The organism is Streptomyces sp. NPDC001532 (assembly GCF_040298625.1).
Taxonomy (GTDB): domain Bacteria; phylum Actinomycetota; class Actinomycetes; order Streptomycetales; family Streptomycetaceae; genus Streptomyces.
Map to the genome: position 1 here is coordinate 12,866 of NZ_JBEPAL010000062.1, position 20,145 is coordinate 33,010.

Genomic DNA, 20,145 nt, shown 5'->3' on the forward strand with positions numbered 1-20,145 from the left:
AGCCCGGTGACCAAGACCGGTCCGCCGCCTTACGCCTAGGCTGCCTGGATGATCCTCTCCCTCGGTCTCGCCGCCGGTCTCACCCGCGCCACCGCCGCCGTGCTGCGCTCCGCCGCCCCCGGCGGGGCCGCCCGTTGGGAGCGGACCAACTACGCCGGGCGGAGCGTGCAGCTGTACGCCGGCCCAGCGGCCGCGCTCGCGGTGGCGGTCGGGGCCGGGCGGGTGCGGCCCGCCGCGGGACTTGCGGTGGCGGTCGCGGGGGTGTGTGGGGCGTATGACGACTTCGCGGGGGCCGAGGACGCCCGGCGCGGCTTTCGTGCACATCTGTCCGCTCTTCGGGACGGTGAAGTCACCAGCGGTGCCGTCAAGTTGCTCGGGATCTCCGCCGCGGGGCTGGTCGCCGGTGCGCTGCTGAAGGAGCGGGCGGTGGACACGGTGCTGGCCGGGGTGGTGATCGCCGGGGCCGCGCATCTGGTGAACCTGGTGGACGTACGACCGGGACGGGCCGTCGGCACCGTCCTCGCCCTCGGTGTGCCGGGGCTCCTGCGCAAGGGGCCCGGTGCGGAGGTCGCCGCCGCGGCGATGGGTGCCGCGGCGGCCGTGCTGCCTGACGACGTGGGCGAGCGGGCGATGATCGGCGACGCGGGAGCGCACGCGCTGGGCGCGGCGCTCGGGGCCGCGGTGGTCGCGGGCGGTGGCGCCGAGGGCGGGGCAGGGCGGGCGGTGCTCGTGGCGCACGCGGCGGCGGTGGTGGCCGCGGCGGTGTACGGGGACCGGGTCACCGCGATCGCCAAAGGCATGGAGTGAGGGCGCTCGGTCACGGGAGGGGGGCGCTTGCCACCTCCGTGCGCTCCTGGTTCACCCCTGTGGGGGAGGTTCGGCGGCGCATTGCCCCCGGGTGGGGCGGAGACCCGGGGTTCGACGGTCCCGGAACGGGGTCGGGGCCTGGCATCCTTGGCGGAGTACGTGGAGGACGCCGTGCGGTACACCCCTCCGCCCCGATCCTTCTGTACGTTTCTCCGTGACCGTCGTGACCGATCGACGCCGAACCAGGAGCCCGGCCACGTGACCCCCGTGAGCAGCCACTCGCCGCCCGGCCGGCCGCCGCTGCGCACCGTGCAGGTGCTGGGCGGCGGCAACGCCGGCAGCAGCGCGCATGTGCGTTCGCTGGCCGCGGGGCTCGTCGCGCGGGGCGTGCGGGTCACCGTGTGCGCCCCCGGCGAGGCCGATCACACCTACGACTTCACCGGGGCCGGCGCGGCTCATGTGCATGTGCCGCGCAGCAGCGACCCGGTCTCCGTGGCCGCGCTGCGGGCCGCCTGCGCCGACGCCGACCTGGTGCACGCGCACGGCCTGCACGCCTCCTTCCGGGCCGCGCTGGCGCTCAGCGGCAAACACATCCCGCTCGTCGTCACCTGGCACAACCGGGCGCATGCGGAAGGCGCGCGCGGGCATCTGCTGCGGGTGCTGGAGCGGCGGGTGGTGAAGGCCGCCGCCGTCGTGCTCGGCACCAGCTCGGACCTGGTGGACCGGGCCCGCCGCACCGGCGCGCGGGACGCGCGGCTCGCCGCCGTCTCCCTGCCCGGGCCGCGTACGGCGGTGGAGCGGGGTGACCCCGACCGGCAGCACTCCAAGGTCCGGGCCGAACTCGGGGCGATCGGACGGCCGTTGCTGCTCGCTGTCGGCTCGCTGGACCGGCAGCGCGGGTACGACCTGCTGCTGGACGCCGCCCGCGCCTGGCGGGAGCTGGACCCCGCGCCGCTGGTCGTCGTCGCGGGCGAGGGGCCGCTGCGGGCGGAGTTGCAGGGCCGGATCGAGCACGAGGCGTTGCCGGTACGGCTCGCCGGACGGCGGGACGACGTGGGGGCGCTGCTTGCCGCGGCCGATCTGGCGCTGCTGCCGGGCGGCCGGGAATCGCGGTCGGTGCTCGCCCAGGAGGCCCTGCACGCACGCGTGCCGCTGGTCGCCACGGCCGTCGGCGGCATCCCCGAGCTGGTCGGCGACGCGGCCGAACTCGTCCCGAGCGGCGACGCGGTGGCCTTCGCGGCCGCCGTCGTCCGGCTGCTCGGCGATCCCGAGCGACGGCAACTGCTGCGCGAACGCGGCGTGCGACAGGCGGCCACCTGGCCGACGGAGGACGAGACGGTCGCCCAAGTGCTGAGCGTGTACGACGAGTTGACTCAGCCTCGGCCGTTGATCTAGGGGAGGGCGGAGGGCCGGTGGCCGGTGGACGACGGTCTGCCGGGTTCGCCGGGCGCGGTGAGGCGGTGCGGGCGATGCGGGTTGGCGTCCGCCCGGCCTGCCGCTGGTCGCTGCCGGTCGCCGCTGGTCACCGCCGTGTGCCGGTGGTCGCTCCTTGACTTGGCCTCAGCCGCCGCAATAGCCGAGGGCCGAAGGGCGATGGCTGGTGGCCGAGGGTCTGGCGGGTTCGCCGGGCGAGGCGGGCCGGCGTTCGCCCGGCCCGCTGGCCGCCGCCGGTCACCGTCGTGTGCCGCCGGGGGCGTCGGTCTGTCGTGTGCCGCGGTCGCCGCTGGTCACCGCAGTGTGCTGCTGGTCGCCGCTTGGCTCAGCCTCGGCCGCTGATCTGGCCGAGGGCCGAAGGGCGATGGCCGGTGGTCGGTGGTCTGCCGGGTTCGCCGGGCGCGGCAAGGCGCTGTGGCCGGTTCGGCCTGGCGTCTGCCCGGCCTGGCGTCTGCCCGGCCTGGCGGTCACCGCCGTGTGCCGCTGATCGCCGCCCGCCGATCGCCGCTGGTCGCGGCCGCGTGTCGCTGTAGCCGCCGGTCTCCGTCATGGGCCGCTGTCGCCGCCGGTCACCGTCGTGTGCCGCCGGTAGCGCCGGTCTCCGTCATGCGCCGCTGTCGCCGGGGGTGCGCCCGTCCGGCCGCTGCTGATTGCTGCTGGTCGCCGCTGTGCGTAGCCGGTCGCCGCTGGTCACCGCCGACCAACGCCGTTCGCCGCCGCTCACCGCCGATCACCGCTCGGCCGCAGGTGGCGCCGGTCACCGCCACGTGCCGCGGTCGCCGCCGCTCACCGCCATCCGCCGCCAGTCACGTCGGTCGCCGCTGGTCACCGCCGACCAACGCCGTTCGCCGCCGCTCACCGCCATCCGCCGCCGGTCGCGCCGGTCACCGCCACCACCGCCAACCACCGCCCATCAGCCCGCGTGGCGCCGGGCTCTCAGGGCCAGGCTCAGGGCCAGGACCGTTTGTGGGTCGTCCAGGTCGGTGCCCAGCAGTTCGCCGATGCGGGCGAGCCGGTTGTAGAGGGTCTGGCGGTTCAGGTGCAGTTCACGGGCCGTCTCCGCCTTGCGGCCGGCGTGGGCCAGGTAGGTCTCCAGGGTGGGCAGCAGCGGGGGCCGGGAGCGGCGGTCGTGGTCGCGGACCGGGCCGATCGCCCGGTCCACGAACGCCGCGAGGTCCGGATGGTCGCGCAGCCGCCACAGCAGCAGGTCGATGTCGAGGCGGCGGGCGTCGTACCAGGGCCGGTCGGTCAGACCCTGCGCCGCGGTCGCCGTCTCCGCCGCGTGCCGCAGTCCCGCCGACGCGGCCGCCCAGCCGCCCGCCACACCGACCACCACCACCGGCGGCTGGGCGCCCGGCCGCTGGATCCCGGCCCGCTCCACCCCGGCCCGCAGCGCCGCCGCGACCCGGTCGGCGACCGCCGAGCGCTCCGACTCCGACCTGAGGCCCAGCAGCAGCGGCACCCGGCCCTCCACCGGCCGCACCCCCAGCAGCACCGGCACGCCCACCGACGCCAGCTCCTCGGCGACCGCGCGCGCCAGCACCGCCCATCCGCCGCCCGGCGAGAGCGTGTCGCCGAGCCGCATCACCACCGGCAGCAGGGGACTGTCGCCCGGCTTGAAACCGAGGACGCGCGCCTGGGCGGGCGCGTCCTCGGCGGCGATCCGGCCCTCGGCGAGGTCGGTGAGGAAGTCGCCGCGTCCGCGCGCGGCCAGTTCCTCCTCCTGGCGGGCCTGCATCAGCACCACCGCCAGGATGCCGGCGGCCCGCTCGGCGGCGATCCGGTGCACCGGCGCCAGCGGGGCGCGAACCGGCAGCAGGGCCAGGCGGGCGCGGACCGAACCGGTGCCAGGACCTCCGCCCGGCACGTCCACCAGGACCGAACCGGCGGGCGGCGGGGCGTCCTTGTGCGGGCCGCGCAGGCCCTCCCACACCTGGAGCGGGTCGGCGCCCTCGGGACCGGCACCGGCCGCGTACAGCAGCTGGCCGTCGGAGGTCTCCAGGAAGACCGGGTTGGCGCTGAAGTCGGCGAGGATGCCGAGGACCTGCGGGATCCCGCCGCCGCCGAGCAGGGCCTCGGTGCAGCGGCGGTGCACCTCCTCGGCGCGCTGGAGGAGGGCGTAGTGGCCGTTGACGATCTCGGTGTGGATCTCCTCGGTGACCGTCACGAACGGCACCTCGCGGTGCAGCTGGACGAGCGGCAGCCCGGCCGCGCGGGCCGTCTCGACGAGGGTGGCGGGCAGCCGGGCGAAGCGCGGGCCCAGTTCGACGACCAGCGCGGCGATCCCGCGCTCGGCGAGGGTGCGGACGAAGGCGCGCTGCTCGGCCGGGCGGGTGCCGAGGCCGTATCCCGTGGTCAGCAGCAGTTCGCCGCCCTTGAGCAGGGAGGCGATGTTGGGTACCTCGCCCGCGTGCACCCAGCGCACGGTGCGCTGCAACCGGTCCGCCCCCGCCAGCACCTCGGGCAGGCCGCTGCGCAGGCCCGGCAGCTCCAGGGCCCGCTGGACGGTGATGCCCGCGGCCTGGCTGTCGAATCGGTGGTCCGTACGGCTGTCCATGCAGCGGACGCTACCGGCGCGCAGGTTCCGGCGACATCTCCGCGCCGTTACGGCGACGATCACCGGCGCTCCGGCCCCGACAATGCGTCGCCTCCCGGGCCCGATTGCATGACCGCGTGTCTGTTGTGGCGTGCGTCACTCCCCCGCAACACTGTCGCATCCGCAGGACATCAGCCGAGCGATCTTCGGATTTCGTTGTCACGGTCCTTCGAGAGGGGCGGGAATGGCAGAGACACCCACGCGAGAGGTTCATCGCCTCAAGGCGAACTCGGTCGGCCTGGTGGGCGTGGTGTTCATGGCGGTGGCGACCGCCGCGCCGATCACCGCGATGACCGGCAACCTGCCCATCGCGGTCGGCTTCGGCAACGGCACCGGCGCCCCGGCCGGCTACCTCTTCGCGACGCTGGTCCTGACGGTGTTCTCCGTCGGCTACGTCGCCATGGCCCGCCGGATCACCGCGGCCGGCGCCTTCTACGGCTACATCTCGCACGGCCTCGGCCGGATCGCCGGCATGGCCTCCGGGATGCTCGCCGTGCTGGCGTACATCGTCTTCGAGGCGTCCATCGTCGGCGTCTTCTCCTACTTCGCCCAGACCACCGTCGAGGACCAGCTCGGCGTCGACCTGCCCTGGATCCTCTACGCCGCGGCGATGCTGCTGGTCACCGCCGTACTGGCGTACTTCGACATCAACCTGACGGCGAAGGCGCTCGGCGTGATGCTGATCGCCGAGATCGCGGTGCTCTTCGCGGTCGCCACCGCCGTCCTGCTGCACGGCGGCGGCCCCGACGGCATCCCCGTCGAACCGATCAACCCGGCCAACGCCTTCACCGGCGCCTCCGCCGGACTCGGCCTGTTCTTCGCGTTCTGGTCGTGGGTCGGCTTCGAGTCGACCGCGATGTACGGCGAGGAGTCCCGCGACCCCAAGCGGGTCATCCCGCGCGCCACACTGATCTCGGTCGTCGGCGTCGGACTCTTCTACATCTACGTCTCCTGGATGACCATCGCCGGCAACGGACTGAAGGGGTCGGTCGAGGTCTCCTCGGGGACCAGCCCGCTCGACCTGTTCTTCGACCCGGCGCACAGCTACATCGGCGCCTGGGCCGTCGACACCTTCCAGTGGCTGCTGATCACCGGGTCCTTCGCCTGTGGCATGGCCTTCCACCAGTGCGCGGCCCGCTATCTGTACGCCGTCGGCCGCGAGGGCTTCCTGCACCCCGCCCTCGGCCGCACCCACAAGGACCACGGCTCGCCGTACATCGCCTCCTTCGTCCAGTCGGTCATCGCGGTCGCGCTCGTCGGCGCGTTCTGGCTGACCGGGCAGGACCCGTACATCCACCTCTACACGCTGCTGGCGATCCTCGGCACGATGGCCATCCTCATCGTGCAGACGCTGTGCTCCTTCGCCGTCATCGGCTACTTCCGCCGCAACCACCCCGAGGACCGGCACTGGTTCCGCACCTTCACCGCCCCGCTGCTCGGCGGCCTCGGCATGATCGCGGTCGTCGGGCTGCTGGTGGTCAACCTCGACACCGCGGCCGGTACGGCGGCCGGCTCGCTCTTCTTCGAGGCCATCCCGTGGATCGTCGGGCTGGTCTTCTGCGGCGGCCTCGGACTCGGCTGGTACCTCAAGACCCGCCGCCCGGAACGCTACGAGATCATCGGCCGGATCGTCCTGGAGGACTCCGCCGAACGCACCGACCACGACCACGACGACCACGACGACGACGTCACGGAAGCATCCGCCACGGTCTGAGGAGCAGCACTGTGTCCCGTACGCATGCCCTGCACGTCCTCCGTTCCCTCACCGCCGACCACACCGCCGCCCGCGCGCTCGGGCTGCCCGTCGCCGAGGCGCGGCCGCGGCGCCGCGCCGTCCTGAAGGGCGCCGCCGCGCTCGCCACCACCGCCGCGGCGGCCGCCATGACCGCCGTCGCCACCGCCACGCCGGCCGCCGCGGCGGCGCCCCGGATCGCCGTCGTCGGCGCCGGGATCGCCGGCCTCACCGCGGCGCTCACCCTGCGCGACGCCGGACTCGCCTGCACCGTCTACGAGGCGAACCCGGACCGCGTCGGCGGCCGGATGTACACCCAGCGCGACCACTGGGCGTACGGCCAGACCTCGGAGATCGGCGGGGAGCTGATCGACACCAGCCACAAGAAGATGCTGGAACTGTGCCGCCGCTTCTCACTGCCCGTCGAGGACTTCCTCGGCGGCGGGCCCAACGGGGCCGAGGAGGTCCTGTGGTTCGGCGGCGAGTACTACCCGCGCGAACAGGCCGACGAGGACTTCAAGGCCGTCTACCAGGCGCTGCACCGCGATCTGCTGGAAGCGGGGGAGGTGAGCTGGAACCGGACGACGGCGGCCGGCACCGCCCTGGACGAGATGTCGATCCACGACTGGATCGAGTCCCGCGTGCCCGGCGGCCACGACTCCCCGCTCGGCAGGTTCTTCGACGTTGCCTACAACGTCGAGTACGGCGCCGACACCACCGAGCAGTCCTCGCTCGCGCTGGTGCTGCTGATGGGCTACCAGACCAATCCCGGCAACTTCAACATCTGGGGCCTGTCCAACGAGCGCTACCACATCGTCGGCGGCAACGACCTGCTGCCGCACGCCATCGCCGGCTCCCTGCCCGACGGCACGATCCGGCACGGCTGGTCGCTGCAAGCCCTACGGGCCAACCCCGACGGCACCCAGACACTCACCTTCACCGAGGCCGGCGCCACCCGCACGGTCACCGCCGACCACACGGTCCTGTGCGTACCGCTGCCGGTGCTGAAACAGCTCGACCTGAGCCGCGCCGGGTTCGACAGCCGGATGACGAACCTCCTGAGAGACGCCCGGATGGGGTACTGCACCAAACTCAACATGCAGTTCACCAGCCGCCCCTGGCGCGGCACCGGAGCCTGGCCCGGGGTGTCGGCGGGCGACTGCTTCACCGACAGCCGGGTGCAGCAGACCTGGGACACCACCAAGGTCCAGCCGGGCACGGGCGGCATCCTCATCCAGTACCACGGCGGCAGCCTCGCCAGGTCACTGACGCCGGCCGGGCCGTTCTCGTACGAGAGCGACCCGTACGTGGCACGGCTCGCGGCGGACCGCACCCGCGCCGTCGACGCCTTCTTCCCCGGCACCTCGGCGGCCTGGACCGGCCGCGCACAGCTCTCGGCCTGGCACCTCGACCCCTACGCCCAGGGCGCCTACTCCTACTGGCCGGTGGGCTATCTGCACCGGTACGCGGGCTACGAGGGGACCGCGCAGGGCAACGTCCACATCGGCGGCGAACACTGCAGCTACGACTTCCAGGGGTTCATGGAAGGCGGCGCCACCGAAGGGGAGCGGGCGGCGCGGGAGGTGATCGACGCGGTGCTGTGACGCGTCGGCCGCGGGGCGCGGCCGTCCCTCAGGCGGGCCTGATGTTGTGGTTGAAGCGGAACACGTTGTCCGGGTCGTAGCGGCGTTTCAGCTCGGCCAGGCGAGCGGTGTTCCCGGCACCCAGGCCCGCGCTGACGCGGTCCGCGCCCTCGTCCCCGATGAAGTTGAGGTAGACCGCGCCGCTGCTCCACGGGCGGACACGACCGCGCACGTCGCGCACCCAGCCGATGCAGCGCTCGTCGTCCGCCGGGTCCTCCCAGACGCCGAAGGGATGCACCACCCAAGGGGAGTCCCGGTAGGGGACGGGGTACTCGGCGGGGCCGTCGGCGATGGCGCCGCCGAGCGGGAACAGGACGTGCTGGGTGTTGGTCGGCACCGGCATCGGCAGCGCGAGCGCGCAGAACACGTCCACGAACTCGTCCGGAGCGCCCGTCAGATACTCCGCCGACCAGTAGTTCCGCATCCCCGGCGGATCGTCGAGCATGCACTGCACCTCCGCGTACGGCATCGCCCCGACGACCTCCCCCTCGTGCGGCAGTGCCAGCAGCGGCTGGGCGACCTTGCGCATGTCCTCCTCGGAGCCCGCGTACGTCAGCAGCACCGCGCACGTCAGCGAGCCGACCAGCTCCGGCGGGACGAACTCCTCCGGCGGGCCGGTGATGTACAGCACCCCGCCGCCTGCCTCCGGCGGACCCGACTCCATGATGTCCCGGAACGTGCGCACCGCCTCGCGGCCGGACTCCGGGCGGTACAGCAGCAGGGCCACCGCGAACTCCGGCAGCTCGTGCAGCTTCAGGATGAGCGCGGTGGCGATGCCGAAGTTGCCGCCGCCGCCGTGCAGCGCCCAGAACAGGTCCGGGTTCTCGTCCGCGTTCGCGTGGGTGCGCTCGCCGTCCGCGGTGACCAGCTCCACGCCGAGCAGATTGTCGACGGCCAGCCCGCACCAGCGGTCCAGCCAGCCGCTGCCGCCGCCCAGCACGAACCCGCCGACCCCGGTCGAGGAGACCCGCCCGCCGGTGGTGGCCAGGCCGTACGGCTGGGTCGCGCGGTCCAGGTGGCTCATCGTGGCGCCGCCCTCCACCCGTACCGCCTCGGCGCCCGGGTGGACGGTGACGCGGTGCATCCGGCGCAGGTCCACGACGAGCCCGGCGTCGTTCAGCGCCATGCCCGCCACGCTGTGGCCGCCGCCGCGCACCGCGATGTTGAGATCGAGGTCCCGGCCGAACCGCACGGCCCGCACCACGTCGGCCTCGTCCGCGCACTGCGCGATCACCGCCGGGCGGCGGTCGATCATCGCGTTGAAGACGGTCCGGGCCATGTCGTAATCCGGATCCCCCGGCGCGAACACCTCGCCCGCCAGCTCCTCACGCAACGCGGCGAGCGCCGTACCCGCCTTCGAGAGGGAAGCCATGGCCGCCCCCTTCCGCACAGGGGCAATGGTCCGCTTCCAGCGTAGGCGCGCGGGGTGCGCGCTGCGCGGCGGCGGGCAGCGGGGGTGCGCTGGACGGCGGGGACGCATGCCGGCCCGGCGGGGCTTTCGCGGGAGGCCCGGCCGCTCCGGGCAACACCTCGGCCCGGCGCCTTCTGTGAGACGCCGGGCCGGCAGGTGGGACGAGCGCCAAGTGGTCAGCCGCCGTAGGCTCCCGACGCTGTCAGGCGCAGGGCGGTGTCGATCAGGGGGACGTGGCTGAAGGCCTGCGGGAAGTTGCCGACCTGGCGCTGGAGGCGCGGGTCCCACTCCTCCGCCAGCAGCCCGAGGTCGTTGCGCAGCGAGAGCAGCTTCTCGAAGAGCTTGCGGGCCTCGTCCACCCGGCCGATCATCGCGAGGTCGTCGGCCATCCAGAACGAGCAGGCCAGGAAGGCGCCCTCGTCGCCGGGGAGGCCGTCGACGCCCTCGTCCTCGCCCTGCGTCGGGTAGCGCAGGATGAAGCCGTCCGGCGTGGACAGCTCCCGCTGGATCGCCTCGACGGTGCCGATCACGCGCTTGTCGTCCGGCGGCAGGAAGCCAACCTGCGGGATGAGCAGCAGGGAGGCGTCCAGTTCCCTGGAGCCGTACGACTGCGTGAAGGTGTTGCGCTCCTTGTCGTAACCCTTCTCGCAGACGTCCCGGTGGATGTCCTCGCGCAGTTCCTTCCAGCGCTCCAGCGGGCCGTCCGCGTCGCCGGACTCGATCAGCTTGATGGTGCGGTCGACCGCGACCCAGGCCATCACCTTGGAGTGCACGAAGTGGCGGCGCGGGCCGCGCACCTCCCAGATGCCCTCGTCCGGCTCCTGCCAGTGGTCCTCCAGGTAGCGGATCAGCTTCAGCTGGAGCAGGGAGGCGTAGTCGCTGCGCGCGAGGCCGGTCATGTGGCCGAGGTGCAGTGCCTCGGTGACCTCGCCGTACACGTCCAGCTGGAGCTGGTGCGCGGCGCCGTTGCCGACCCGGACCGGGGCGGAGTTCTCGTAGCCGGGCAGCCAGTCCAGCTCGGCCTCGCCGAGTTCCCGCTCGCCCGCGATGCCGTACATGATCTGGAGGTTCTCGGGGTCGCCGGCGACGGCCCGCAGCAGCCACTCGCGCCAGGCGCGGGCCTCCTCGCGGTAGCCGGTGCGCAGCAGCGAGGACAGGGTGATCGCCGCGTCCCGCAGCCAGGTGTAGCGGTAGTCCCAGTTGCGGACGCCGCCGATCTCCTCCGGCAGGGAGGTGGTCGGGGCGGCGACGATGCCGCCGGTCGGCGCGTACGTCAGCGCCTTCAGCGTGATCAGCGAGCGGATCACCGGCTCACGGTAGGGGCCGTGGTACGTACAGTGCTCGACCCACTCCCGCCAGAACTCCTCCGTCGCCTCCAGCGACTGCTCCGGCTCCGGCAGGGGCGGCGGCTCCTTGTGCGAGGGCTGCCACGAGATCGTGAACGCGATCCGCTCGCCGGGGGAGACCGTGAAGTCCGAGTAGGTGGTGAGCTCCTTGCCCTCGGTCTCGACGTGTGTGTCGAACCACACGGAGTCCGGGCCGGCGACGGCCACCGTACGGCCGTCGTGCTTGTGCACCCACGGCACGATCCGGCCGTACGAGAAACGCATCCGCAGCGCCGAGCGCATCGGGACCCGTCCGGAGACGCCCTCCACGATGCGGATCAGCTGCGGGGCGCCGTCACGGGGCGGCATGAAGTCGATCACGCGGACCGTGCCCCGCAGGGTGTCCCACTCGGACTCGAGGATCAGCGAGTCGCCGCGGTAGCTGCGCCGGGCCGCGGCGGGCGGCTCGGTGTCGGCCGCGTGCGCCGGGCCGATCCGCCAGAAGCCGTGTTCCTCGGTGCCCAGCAGGCCGGCGAAGATGGCATGCGAGTCGAAGCGGGGCAGGCACAGCCAGTCGACTGTGCCGTCCCGGCAGACCAGGGCAGCGGTCTGCATGTCTCCGATGAGTGCGTAGTCTTCGATGCGCCCGGCCACGTGCTAACTCCAGTCGAACGGCCACGTAGCCCCATGAAGGGGGCTTTCGCTAATGCGGTCAAGGGGTCGTTGTAGTGCGTCGTTGAGATGTGAGGCAATTCTGTTCGCCGAGCCGAAACGACCGGACGGCAGTCGTCACTCAACGATCTGACGAGCTCTCGTTGTTCCGGTGCCGATGGGCGGGGGTGGTGCCGTTCGGCCGGCGGGCTCGGCAGCGAGTGTCCGAGCAGGATACGACGCACGTAGATGATCTGCGTGCCGCTCCGGACAACGTGCTTGCGCCGAACGGGTGAGCAGTGGGTGAGGGAGCGGTGAGCGGTTCACGTGCGTGGCGGGCCGTGCGCAGAGCGTCGCCGGAAGCCATCCGGCCGAGGCGCTGATACCCTGGTAGCCCGTGGACCGGTGGGCGTAGAACCCCCGAACCGCAGCGACGGCTCCTCCAGAAAAACCCGGTGCCACCGGGCCGGACAGCCGCACCGCACCCCCAGACCGAGACCACGGGAGCCCCCTCTTGGCCATGCCGCCCAAATCCACGACGACCAAGCACATCTTCGTCACCGGGGGTGTCGCCTCCTCGCTCGGCAAGGGCCTGACCGCCTCCAGCCTCGGGATGCTGCTGAAGGCGCGCGGGCTGCGTGTCGTCATGCAGAAGCTCGACCCGTACATCAACGTCGACCCGGGCACGATGAACCCCTTCCAGCACGGTGAGGTGTTCGTCACCAACGACGGTGCCGAGACCGACCTCGACATCGGACACTACGAGCGTTTCCTTGACCGTGACTTGGACGGCTCCGCCAATGTCACCACCGGCCAGGTCTACTCGACGGTGATCGCCAAGGAGCGGCGCGGCGAGTACCTGGGCGACACGGTCCAGGTCATCCCGCACATCACCAACGAGATCAAGCACCGCATCCGCCGGATGGCCGCGGACGACGTGGACGTCGTCATCACCGAGGTCGGCGGCACCGTCGGTGACATCGAGTCGCTGCCGTTCCTGGAGACCGTCCGCCAGGTCCGCCACGAGGTCGGCCGGGACAACGTCTTCGTCGTGCACATCTCGCTGCTGCCCTACATCGGCCCCTCCGGCGAGCTGAAGACCAAGCCGACCCAGCACTCGGTCGCCGCCCTGCGCAACATCGGCATCCAGCCGGACGCCATCGTGCTGCGCTGCGACCGCGAGGTGCCCACCGCCATCAAGCGCAAGATCTCGCTGATGTGCGACGTCGACGAGGACGCCGTCGTGGCCTGCCCCGACGCCCCGTCGATCTACGACATCCCGAAGACCGTGCACTCCGAGGGCCTGGACGCCTACGCGGTGCGCAAGCTGGACCTGCCGTTCCGTGACGTGGACTGGACGACCTGGGACGACCTGCTCGACCGCGTCCACCGTCCCGCGCACGAGATCACCATGGCGCTGGTCGGCAAGTACATCGACCTGCCCGACGCCTATCTGTCGGTGACCGAGGCGCTGCGCGCCGGCGGTTTCGCCAACAGGACCCGCGTCAAGATCAAGTGGGTCGCCTCCGACGACTGCCGCACCCCGGCCGGCGCCGCCGAGCAGCTCGGCGACGTGGACGCGATCTGCATCCCCGGCGGCTTCGGCGACCGCGGTGTCTCCGGCAAGGTCGGCGCCATCCAGTACGCCCGTGAGCACAAGATCCCGCTGCTCGGCCTCTGCCTGGGCCTGCAGTGCATCGTGATCGAGGCCGCGCGCAACCTGGCCGGCATCCCCGACGCCAACTCCACCGAGTTCGACGCCGCCACCGCGCACCCGGTGATCTCCACCATGGCCGAGCAGCTGGACATCGTGGCCGGCGAGGGCGACATGGGCGGAACGATGCGCCTGGGCATGTACCCGGCCAAGCTGGCCGAGGGCTCCATCGTGCGCGAGGTCTACGACGGCAAGGAGTACGTCGAGGAGCGGCACCGTCACCGCTACGAGGTGAACAACGCCTACCGCGCGGAGCTGGAGAGCAAGGCTGGTATCCAGTTCTCCGGCACCTCCCCGGACGGCAAGCTGGTCGAGTACGTCGAGTACCCCCGTGAGGTCCACCCGTACCTCGTCGCCACGCAGGCCCACCCGGAGCTGCGCTCCCGCCCGACCCGCCCGCACCCGCTGTTCGCGGGCCTGGTCAAGGCCGCCGTCGAGCGGAAGACCGCGCAGTAACGCAACAGTTGTACGGTGGCCGGGGTGCGTGTCCGTGAAGGGCACGCGCCCCGGCTTTTTCGGTACGTCTGGAGGAACAGGGCATGACGATCAAGGACACCGCCGAGGAGTGGGGGATCCGGGCCACGGACACCCCCTTCACGGGCAACAAGACCTCCGTCCGCACCGACGACGTGGTCATGCCCGACGGAACGGTGGTCCGCCGCGACTACCAGGTCCACCCGGGCTCGGTGGCCGTGCTCGCCCTCGACGACGCCGACCGCGTACTGGTGCTGCGCCAGTACCGGCACCCGGTGCGCCAGAAGCTGTGGGAGATCCCGGCCGGACTGCTCGACGTGCCGGGCGAGAACCCGCTGCACGCCGCCCAGCGCGAGCTGTACGAGGAGGCGCACGTCAAGGCCGAGGACTGGCGGGTGCTGACCGACGTCTACACCACCCCCGGCGGCTGCGACGAGGCCGTACGGATCTTCCTCGCCCGTGGCCTGTCAGCCGCCGAGGGCGAGCGCTTCGAGGTCGAGCACGAAGAGGCCGACATGGAGCTGGACCGGGTCCCGGTCGAGGAGCTGGTGCGCGGAGTGCTCGCCGGTGAGCTGCACAACAACTGCCTCGTCGTGGGTGTTCTCTCCCTGGTCGCCTCGCGCGCGGGAGACGGCCTGGACGCCCTGCGCCCGGCCGAGGCCCCGTGGCCGGCGCGTCCCTTCGAGTCCTGATCCGGTGCCGGTGAGCGGCGCCGGTGTGACCATCGCTTGATCCGATCGGGGGACGTCCTCGTCGTGCTCCTCACGGATCGTCGCAGAGCGTGAACTAGGCTCTTCGCGAGTGAGCCGAAGGGGCGTCGCACGTGGTGGCGGCCCGGTGGCGAGTGCCCGGACCGGAGACCCGGCGGGCGGTGCGCGTGCGGTGGGACGGGAGTGTGGCCCGTGACGGATCAGGCGGTGGACACAGGCGGCTCGGAGCTGTCGGGACACACCTCACAGGAGCACGAGTTCCTGGGCCGCACACGGGAGTTGAAGGAACTGCGCGCCGACATCGAGCGCGCCGGCCTGGACACCCTGGCGGGCCGCAAACCGCCGCGCGCCCGGGTGCTGCTGATCGCGGGCCGGCCCGGTTCCGGCCGGACCGCGCTCGCCGAGGAACTGGTCCGGCAGGTCGCCGACCGTTACCCGGACGGCGTGCTGCGGGCCCGGCTCAGCGAGCCCGACGGCACGCCCCTCTCCGCCGGCCGGGTCGCCCGCGAACTGCTCGCCGGGCTGGAGCTGCCGGCCCCGGCGGGAGCCGCCGAGGACGATCTCACCGCCGCCCTGCGCGCGGCCCTGGCCGACCGCCGCTTCGTGCTGCTGCTGGACGACGCGGCCGACGCCGAGCAGGTCGACGTGCTGCTCCCACAGACCCCGGACTGCCTCGTCGTGGCCGTCTCCCAGGGCCCGCTCACCGGGATCTCCGACGTCCGCCCGTGCACCCTGGGCGGCCTGGACACCAAGTCGGCGGTGGAGCTGCTGTCGCGGCGCACCGGCTCGGTCCGCATCACCGTCGACCCGCGGGCCGCCGAGGGCCTGGTCGAGCTGTGCCAGGCCCAGCCCGCCGCGCTGGTGCTGGCGGGCGGCTGGCTCGCCGCCCGGCCCAAGGCGGCCGTGGCCGATCTCGCCAAGCATCTGCACGTCGAGGACGACGAGGACAGCACCGGCACCCCGCTCAGCCGCGTCTTCCGGCTCGCCTACTCCGCCCTGCCGGCCCCCGCCGCCCGGATACTGCGCCTCCTCGCGGTCGCGCCCGCCGGGTACGTCGACCCGCACACCGCCTCCGCGCTGGCCGGCTGCTCGGTCAGCGGCGCCCGCACCACCCTGGACGACTTCGTGGCCCTCGGTCTGCTCCGCGCGGTGGACTCGCCGCTGCCGCAGTACGAGGTGCCGGGCGCCCTGCACCCCCTGCTGCGCGGCCTCGCCGAGACCCAGGACCGGCCGGCCGAACTCCAGCTGGCCCGCGCCCGGATGCTGGAGCGGACGGTCCGGCTGCTCCAGTCGTGCCGGGCGATCACCGAGACGGACAGCCCGCAGGCCCGCGAGAAGCTGCTCGGCATGCCGCGCTCGCTGCGGTTCCCCAGCCCCCGGGCGGCGGAGGAGTGGCTGTGCATCCGCCGGCCCGCGCTGCTCGCCGCGGCCCGGCTGGCGGTGGCCGACGGTGAGCTGGACACCCTGGCCCGGCGGCTGATGTCCCAGCTGGTGCGGGCCATGGTGGCGCATTTCGGCACCCAGGCCGCGGCACCGGACCTGTACGACGTCCACCGGCTGGTCCTGGACGTGGCCGAGCGCCGCGGTCTGGCCCGGGAGCGGTCGGCGGCCCTGCTGAACCTGGCCGACCTCGACGCCCAGACCGGACGTACGGCCGATGCGCTGGTCCGCTACCGGGCGGCGCTGGACGCCGGACGGGAGGCGAACGATCCGTATGCGACCGGCCGCGCGATGGAATCCGTAGGCGGTGCCCACGAGGAGCTGGGGGACTACGACCGGGCCGCCGACTGGTACGGCCGGGCCCTCGCCCAGCGGCTGGCCCGCGACGAGCGCGCGGACGCCGCCCGGCTGTACGGCCGGATCGCCGCCGTGCACACCTACGCGGGCCGCTACGGCGAGGCGGTGCGGGGCTGGCGGGCGGCCGTCGCCGGCTACCGCAAGCTCGGCGATCTCGGCGGGCACGCGCGGGCGTTGAGCGAGCTGGCCCGGGTGCAGGAGTACGCGGGCCGGCCCGAGGAGTCGCTGCGCACCTGCCAGGAGGCGATCGAGTGGGCGCGCCGCGCGGAGGACGTACGGCTCCAGGCGGCGCTGCACCTGCGGCTGGCCGACACCCTGGACCACCTCGGCGACCCCACGACGGCCGGACTGCACCGCAGCGCGGCCGAGCGCATGCTGGGGGAGGAGGTCCAGGAGCCCGAGCAGGAGGGCGATCCGGAGGATTCACAGCCGGAACAGGGCGCTAACACCTGCGAAATCCGTAGTGCATCCACTGAAGATTGATGCAATGAAAGGCTAGACAGCGGGAACACCTTCATTAGACTGGCTCTGCCGCACGTTCTCCTGCGGTGTCTCCCGGTGTGCCCTGAACATCCGGGTATGTCGCGTACTACACCCCCTCTGAGCCAAGGACCGTGATCGACGTGAAGGTCGGCATCCCCCGCGAGGTCAAGAACAACGAGTTCCGGGTGGCCATCACCCCCGCCGGCGTGCACGAGCTGGTGCGCAACGGCCACCAGGTCGTCATCGAGCGCAACGCCGGTCTCGGCTCCTCGATCACGGACGAGGAGTACGTCGCCGCCGGTGCCGAGATCCTCGGCACCGCCGACGAGGTCTGGGCCGCCGCCGACCTGCTGCTCAAGGTCAAGGAGCCGATCGCGGAGGAGTACCACCGCCTCCGCAAGGACCAGACGCTCTTCACCTACCTGCACCTGGCCGCCTCCAAGGAGTGCACGGACGCGCTGATCGAGTCCGGCACCACCGCGATCGCCTACGAGACGGTGGAGCTGCCGAACCGCGCGCTGCCGCTGCTCGCCCCGATGTCCGAGGTCGCGGGCCGTCTGGCCCCGCAGGTCGGCGCCTACCACCTGATGCGCGCGGCCGGCGGCCGCGGTGTGTTGCCGGGCGGCGTCCCGGGCGTCACCCCGGCCAAGGCCGTCGTCATCGGCGGTGGCGTGTCCGGCTGGAACGCCACGCAGATCGCCGTCGGCATGGGCTTCGACGTGACCCTGCTGGACCGCGACATCAACAAGCTGCGCGAGGCCGACAAGATCTTCGGTACGAAGGTCAAGGCCGTCATGTCCAACGCCTTCGAGCTGGAGAAGGCCGTCCTCGACGCCGACCTCGTGATCGGCGCGGTGCTGATCCCGGGCGCCAAGGCCCCGAAGCTCGTCACCAACGAGCTGGTCTCCCGGATGAAGCCGGGAAGTGTCCTTGTCGACATCGCGATCGACCAGGGCGGCTGCTTCGAGGACTCGCACCCGACCACGCACGCCGAGCCGACCTTCCAGGTCCACAACTCGGTCTTCTACTGCGTCGCCAACATGCCCGGCGCCGTCCCGAACACCTCGACCAACGCCCTCACCAACGCCACGCTGCCGTACATCGTGTCGCTGGCCAACAACGGCTGGGTCGAGGCGCTGCGCCGCGACCCGGCGCTCGCCAAGGGCCTCAACACCCATGACGGCAAGGTCGTTTACCGCGAGGTCGCGGAGGCGCACGGCCTGGAGCACGTGGAGCTCGAGGCGCTCCTCGGCTGACCCGTCGGGTTCAAGTCATCCCCAGGCAAAAGGCGATACGTCAACTCGGCTCGTCAACCGCCAGCATCCGGCCGGACCTTGCCCGACAAGGTCCGGCCGGATGTGTGTATGGTCACTTTGCGACGCTCGGTCAACTCGCCTCGAACGTATCGCTTTAACCGATTCGCACACCCGTGAAACCTGCTGTGCGACGGCCGTACGCCCTTGACAGAGGGATGTTTCATTGCCGACACATCGGGCCGGGTCCGGCGGATTGTGTTGCTGCGGACGCCCGACACGCCATAGAGTCGCCGAACGTCGGCATGGTGCCACGCTGACCTTGTCTAGAAGTTTCCTGGTCACCAAGGAGGTAAGACGACTTGTGAATGAGTCGACATTTTCTCCCGGGGGTGGTCAACCAGGAATGCCTACGCGGGCCCAGGGCTCCGCGGGGCTAGAGGCTGTCGGCTCCGTCGCTGTCCGCACCTTCGCAGCCCACCAGAGCCAAGCCAGCCCCCACATGGCTCAGACAGCACCCCAGAGCATGGATGGCCATCACGTGAACGCCATGGCCGGCGACGGAAGTGGCGCGCCCCACAACCACTTCGCCGACTACGAGGAACTGCCCGAAGGGCACTTCTACGACCCCGACGCCGAGTACGAACCGGACCCCGAGTACGCGGCCACGCTCGCGCCCGACGCGGCCCGCCAGCGCCGCGAGCGCATCGGCCCGACCGGGCGCCCGCTGCCGTACTTCCCGATCCCGGGCCCGCTCACCGACCACGGCCCCGCGAAGATCATCGCGATGTGCAATCAGAAGGGCGGCGTCGGCAAGACCACGTCGACCATCAACCTGGGTGCCGCGCTCGCGGAGTACGGCCGCCGGGTGCTGCTCGTGGACTTCGACCCGCAGGGCGCGCTGTCGGTCGGCCTCGGGGTCAACCCGATGGAACTCGACCTCACCGTCTACAACCTGCTCATGGAGCGGGGGATGGCGGCCGACGAGGTGCTGCTGAAGACGGCGGTCCCCAACATGGACCTGCTGCCCAGCAACATCGACCTGTCGGCGGCCGAGGTGCAGCTGGTCTCCGAGGTGGCCCGTGAGTCGACGCTCCAGCGCGCGCTGAAGCCGCTACTGCCCGACTACGACTACATCGTGATCGACTGTCAGCCCTCGCTCGGCCTGCTCACGGTGAACGCGCTGACCGCCGCGCACAAGGTGATCGTGCCGCTGGAGTGCGAGTTCTTCGCCCTGCGTGGTGTGGCGCTGCTGACCGAGACCATCGAGAAGGTCCAGGAGCGGCTCAACCCGGAGCTGGAGCTCGACGGCATCCTCGCCACGATGTACGACTCGCGCACCGTGCACAGCCGTGAGGTGCTGGCGCGCGTCGTGGAGGCGTTCGACGACCACGTCTACCACACGGTCATCGGACGCACGGTCCGCTTCCCGGAGACCACGGTCGCCGGTGAGCCCATCACCACCTACGCCTCCAACTCCGTCGGTGCCGCCGCCTACCGCCAGCTCGCCAGGGAGGTGCTCGCCCGGTGTCACGCCGAGTGAGTCTGCCGGGGGCCGACGAACTGTTCCGTACGACAGGGGGAATGGCACTCCAGCCGTCCACTCCACGGCGCCCCGCCGGCGGCGAGGCCCGGGTTCCGGCTCCGGCCGGGGAGAGCGATCCGGCGGCGGTCGCCGACGACGCCCCGCAGTCCGTGCCCGCGCAGGGCGGTGACGGCGACGGTGCCGAGCACGTGGCCGCGGAGCCCGAGCCGGCCGAGGCGGGCGAGTCCCGCAGCCGGACGGCCTCGGCGGAGCGCTCCCAGCGGCGCCAGGGGGCGCAGGAAGGTTCTCCCGCGTCCCCTTCCGCGTCGGCGGCGTCCCGCAAGCGGGGCCGGTCCTCCACACGGCGGCCGAGCGGGCGCGAGCGGCACGACGAGAAGATCACCGTGTATGTCTCCGCCGAGGAGCTGATGGACCTGGAGCACGCGCGTCTCGTGCTCCGCGGCGAGCACGGGCTCGCCGTCGACCGGGGACGGATCGTGCGCGAGGCGGTGGCCGTCGTGCTCGCCGATCTGGAGTCCCGCGGGGACGCCAGCATCCTCGTACGGCGGTTGCGGGGGCGGTAGCGGTAG

Annotated in this window: 13 protein-coding genes; 10 read left to right on the forward strand and 3 right to left on the reverse strand. The window is 72.3% G+C overall.

Features of this window, described 5'->3' with window-relative positions; translation table 11 throughout:
* The first annotated feature begins 48 nt into the window (after nt 1-48).
* Together ABT232_RS35525 and ABT232_RS35530 are read left to right on the forward strand one after the other, a co-directional pair.
* Nucleotides 49-807, forward strand: a complete 759-nt coding sequence (locus ABT232_RS35525) for a hypothetical protein (RefSeq protein ID WP_351848130.1) — start codon at nt 49-51, stop codon at nt 805-807.
* A 258-nt stretch (nt 808-1,065) separates the two neighbouring features.
* Nucleotides 1,066-2,202, forward strand: a complete 1,137-nt coding sequence (locus ABT232_RS35530; protein ID WP_351848133.1) for a glycosyltransferase family 4 protein — start codon at nt 1,066-1,068, stop codon at nt 2,200-2,202.
* Between the two features lie 952 nt (nt 2,203-3,154).
* Here ABT232_RS35530 and ABT232_RS35535 read toward each other — a convergent pair.
* Entirely contained in the window at nt 3,155-4,798 is a 1,644-nt protein-coding gene (locus ABT232_RS35535) for a PucR family transcriptional regulator (protein WP_351848135.1), read from the reverse strand.
* Nucleotides 4,799-5,021: 223 nt separating this feature from the next.
* Here ABT232_RS35535 and ABT232_RS35540 point away from each other — a divergent pair, with 223 nt between their 5' ends.
* Complete coding sequence (locus ABT232_RS35540) at nt 5,022-6,551, forward strand: APC family permease (RefSeq protein WP_351848137.1); 1,530 nt, start codon at nt 5,022-5,024, stop codon at nt 6,549-6,551.
* An 11-nt stretch (nt 6,552-6,562) separates the two neighbouring features.
* The gene (locus ABT232_RS35545) at nt 6,563-8,173 is read left to right on the forward strand and encodes a flavin monoamine oxidase family protein (protein ID WP_351848140.1); all 1,611 of its coding nucleotides are present in this window, start codon (nt 6,563-6,565) and stop codon (nt 8,171-8,173) included.
* A gap of 28 nt (nt 8,174-8,201) precedes the next feature.
* On the opposite strand, the gene ABT232_RS35550 is transcribed toward ABT232_RS35545, so the two are convergent.
* Together ABT232_RS35550 and ABT232_RS35555 are read right to left on the reverse strand one after the other, a co-directional pair.
* A complete protein-coding gene (locus ABT232_RS35550; RefSeq protein ID WP_351848142.1) occupies nt 8,202-9,584 on the reverse strand; it encodes an FAD-binding oxidoreductase in 1,383 nt (460 codons plus the stop codon).
* A 215-nt stretch (nt 9,585-9,799) separates the two neighbouring features.
* A complete protein-coding gene (locus tag ABT232_RS35555; protein WP_351848145.1) occupies nt 9,800-11,602 on the reverse strand; it encodes a glycoside hydrolase family 15 protein in 1,803 nt (600 codons plus the stop codon).
* A 517-nt stretch (nt 11,603-12,119) separates the two neighbouring features.
* Between ABT232_RS35555 and pyrG the strand changes: the two genes are divergently transcribed.
* The 6 genes from pyrG (at nt 12,120) to ABT232_RS35585 (ending at nt 20,139) form a co-directional block, all read left to right on the forward strand.
* The gene (gene pyrG / locus ABT232_RS35560) at nt 12,120-13,769 is read left to right on the forward strand and encodes a CTP synthase (RefSeq protein WP_351848148.1); all 1,650 of its coding nucleotides are present in this window, start codon (nt 12,120-12,122) and stop codon (nt 13,767-13,769) included.
* Nucleotides 13,770-13,852: 83 nt separating this feature from the next.
* Nucleotides 13,853-14,479: an NUDIX domain-containing protein gene (locus ABT232_RS35565; RefSeq protein ID WP_351848150.1), complete on the forward strand. Its 627-nt coding sequence runs from the start codon at nt 13,853-13,855 to the stop codon at nt 14,477-14,479.
* 210 nt (nt 14,480-14,689) lie between these two features.
* Nucleotides 14,690-16,777 carry a tetratricopeptide repeat protein gene (locus ABT232_RS35570; protein WP_351848153.1) on the forward strand — a complete coding sequence of 696 codons (2,088 nt, stop codon included), beginning with the start codon at nt 14,690-14,692 and terminating at the stop codon, nt 16,775-16,777.
* A 140-nt stretch (nt 16,778-16,917) separates the two neighbouring features.
* The gene (gene ald / locus ABT232_RS35575) at nt 16,918-18,033 is read left to right on the forward strand and encodes an alanine dehydrogenase (RefSeq protein WP_351848199.1); all 1,116 of its coding nucleotides are present in this window, start codon (nt 16,918-16,920) and stop codon (nt 18,031-18,033) included.
* A 403-nt stretch (nt 18,034-18,436) separates the two neighbouring features.
* On the forward strand, nt 18,437-19,573 hold the full coding sequence (locus ABT232_RS35580) for a ParA family protein (protein ID WP_351848156.1): 1,137 nt from the start codon (nt 18,437-18,439) through the stop codon (nt 19,571-19,573).
* Nucleotides 19,558-20,139, forward strand: a complete 582-nt coding sequence (locus tag ABT232_RS35585; RefSeq protein WP_351848158.1) for a hypothetical protein — start codon at nt 19,558-19,560, stop codon at nt 20,137-20,139. Before ABT232_RS35580 ends, ABT232_RS35585 begins: the two co-directional genes overlap by 16 nt.
* Nucleotides 20,140-20,145 lie beyond the last annotated feature (6 nt).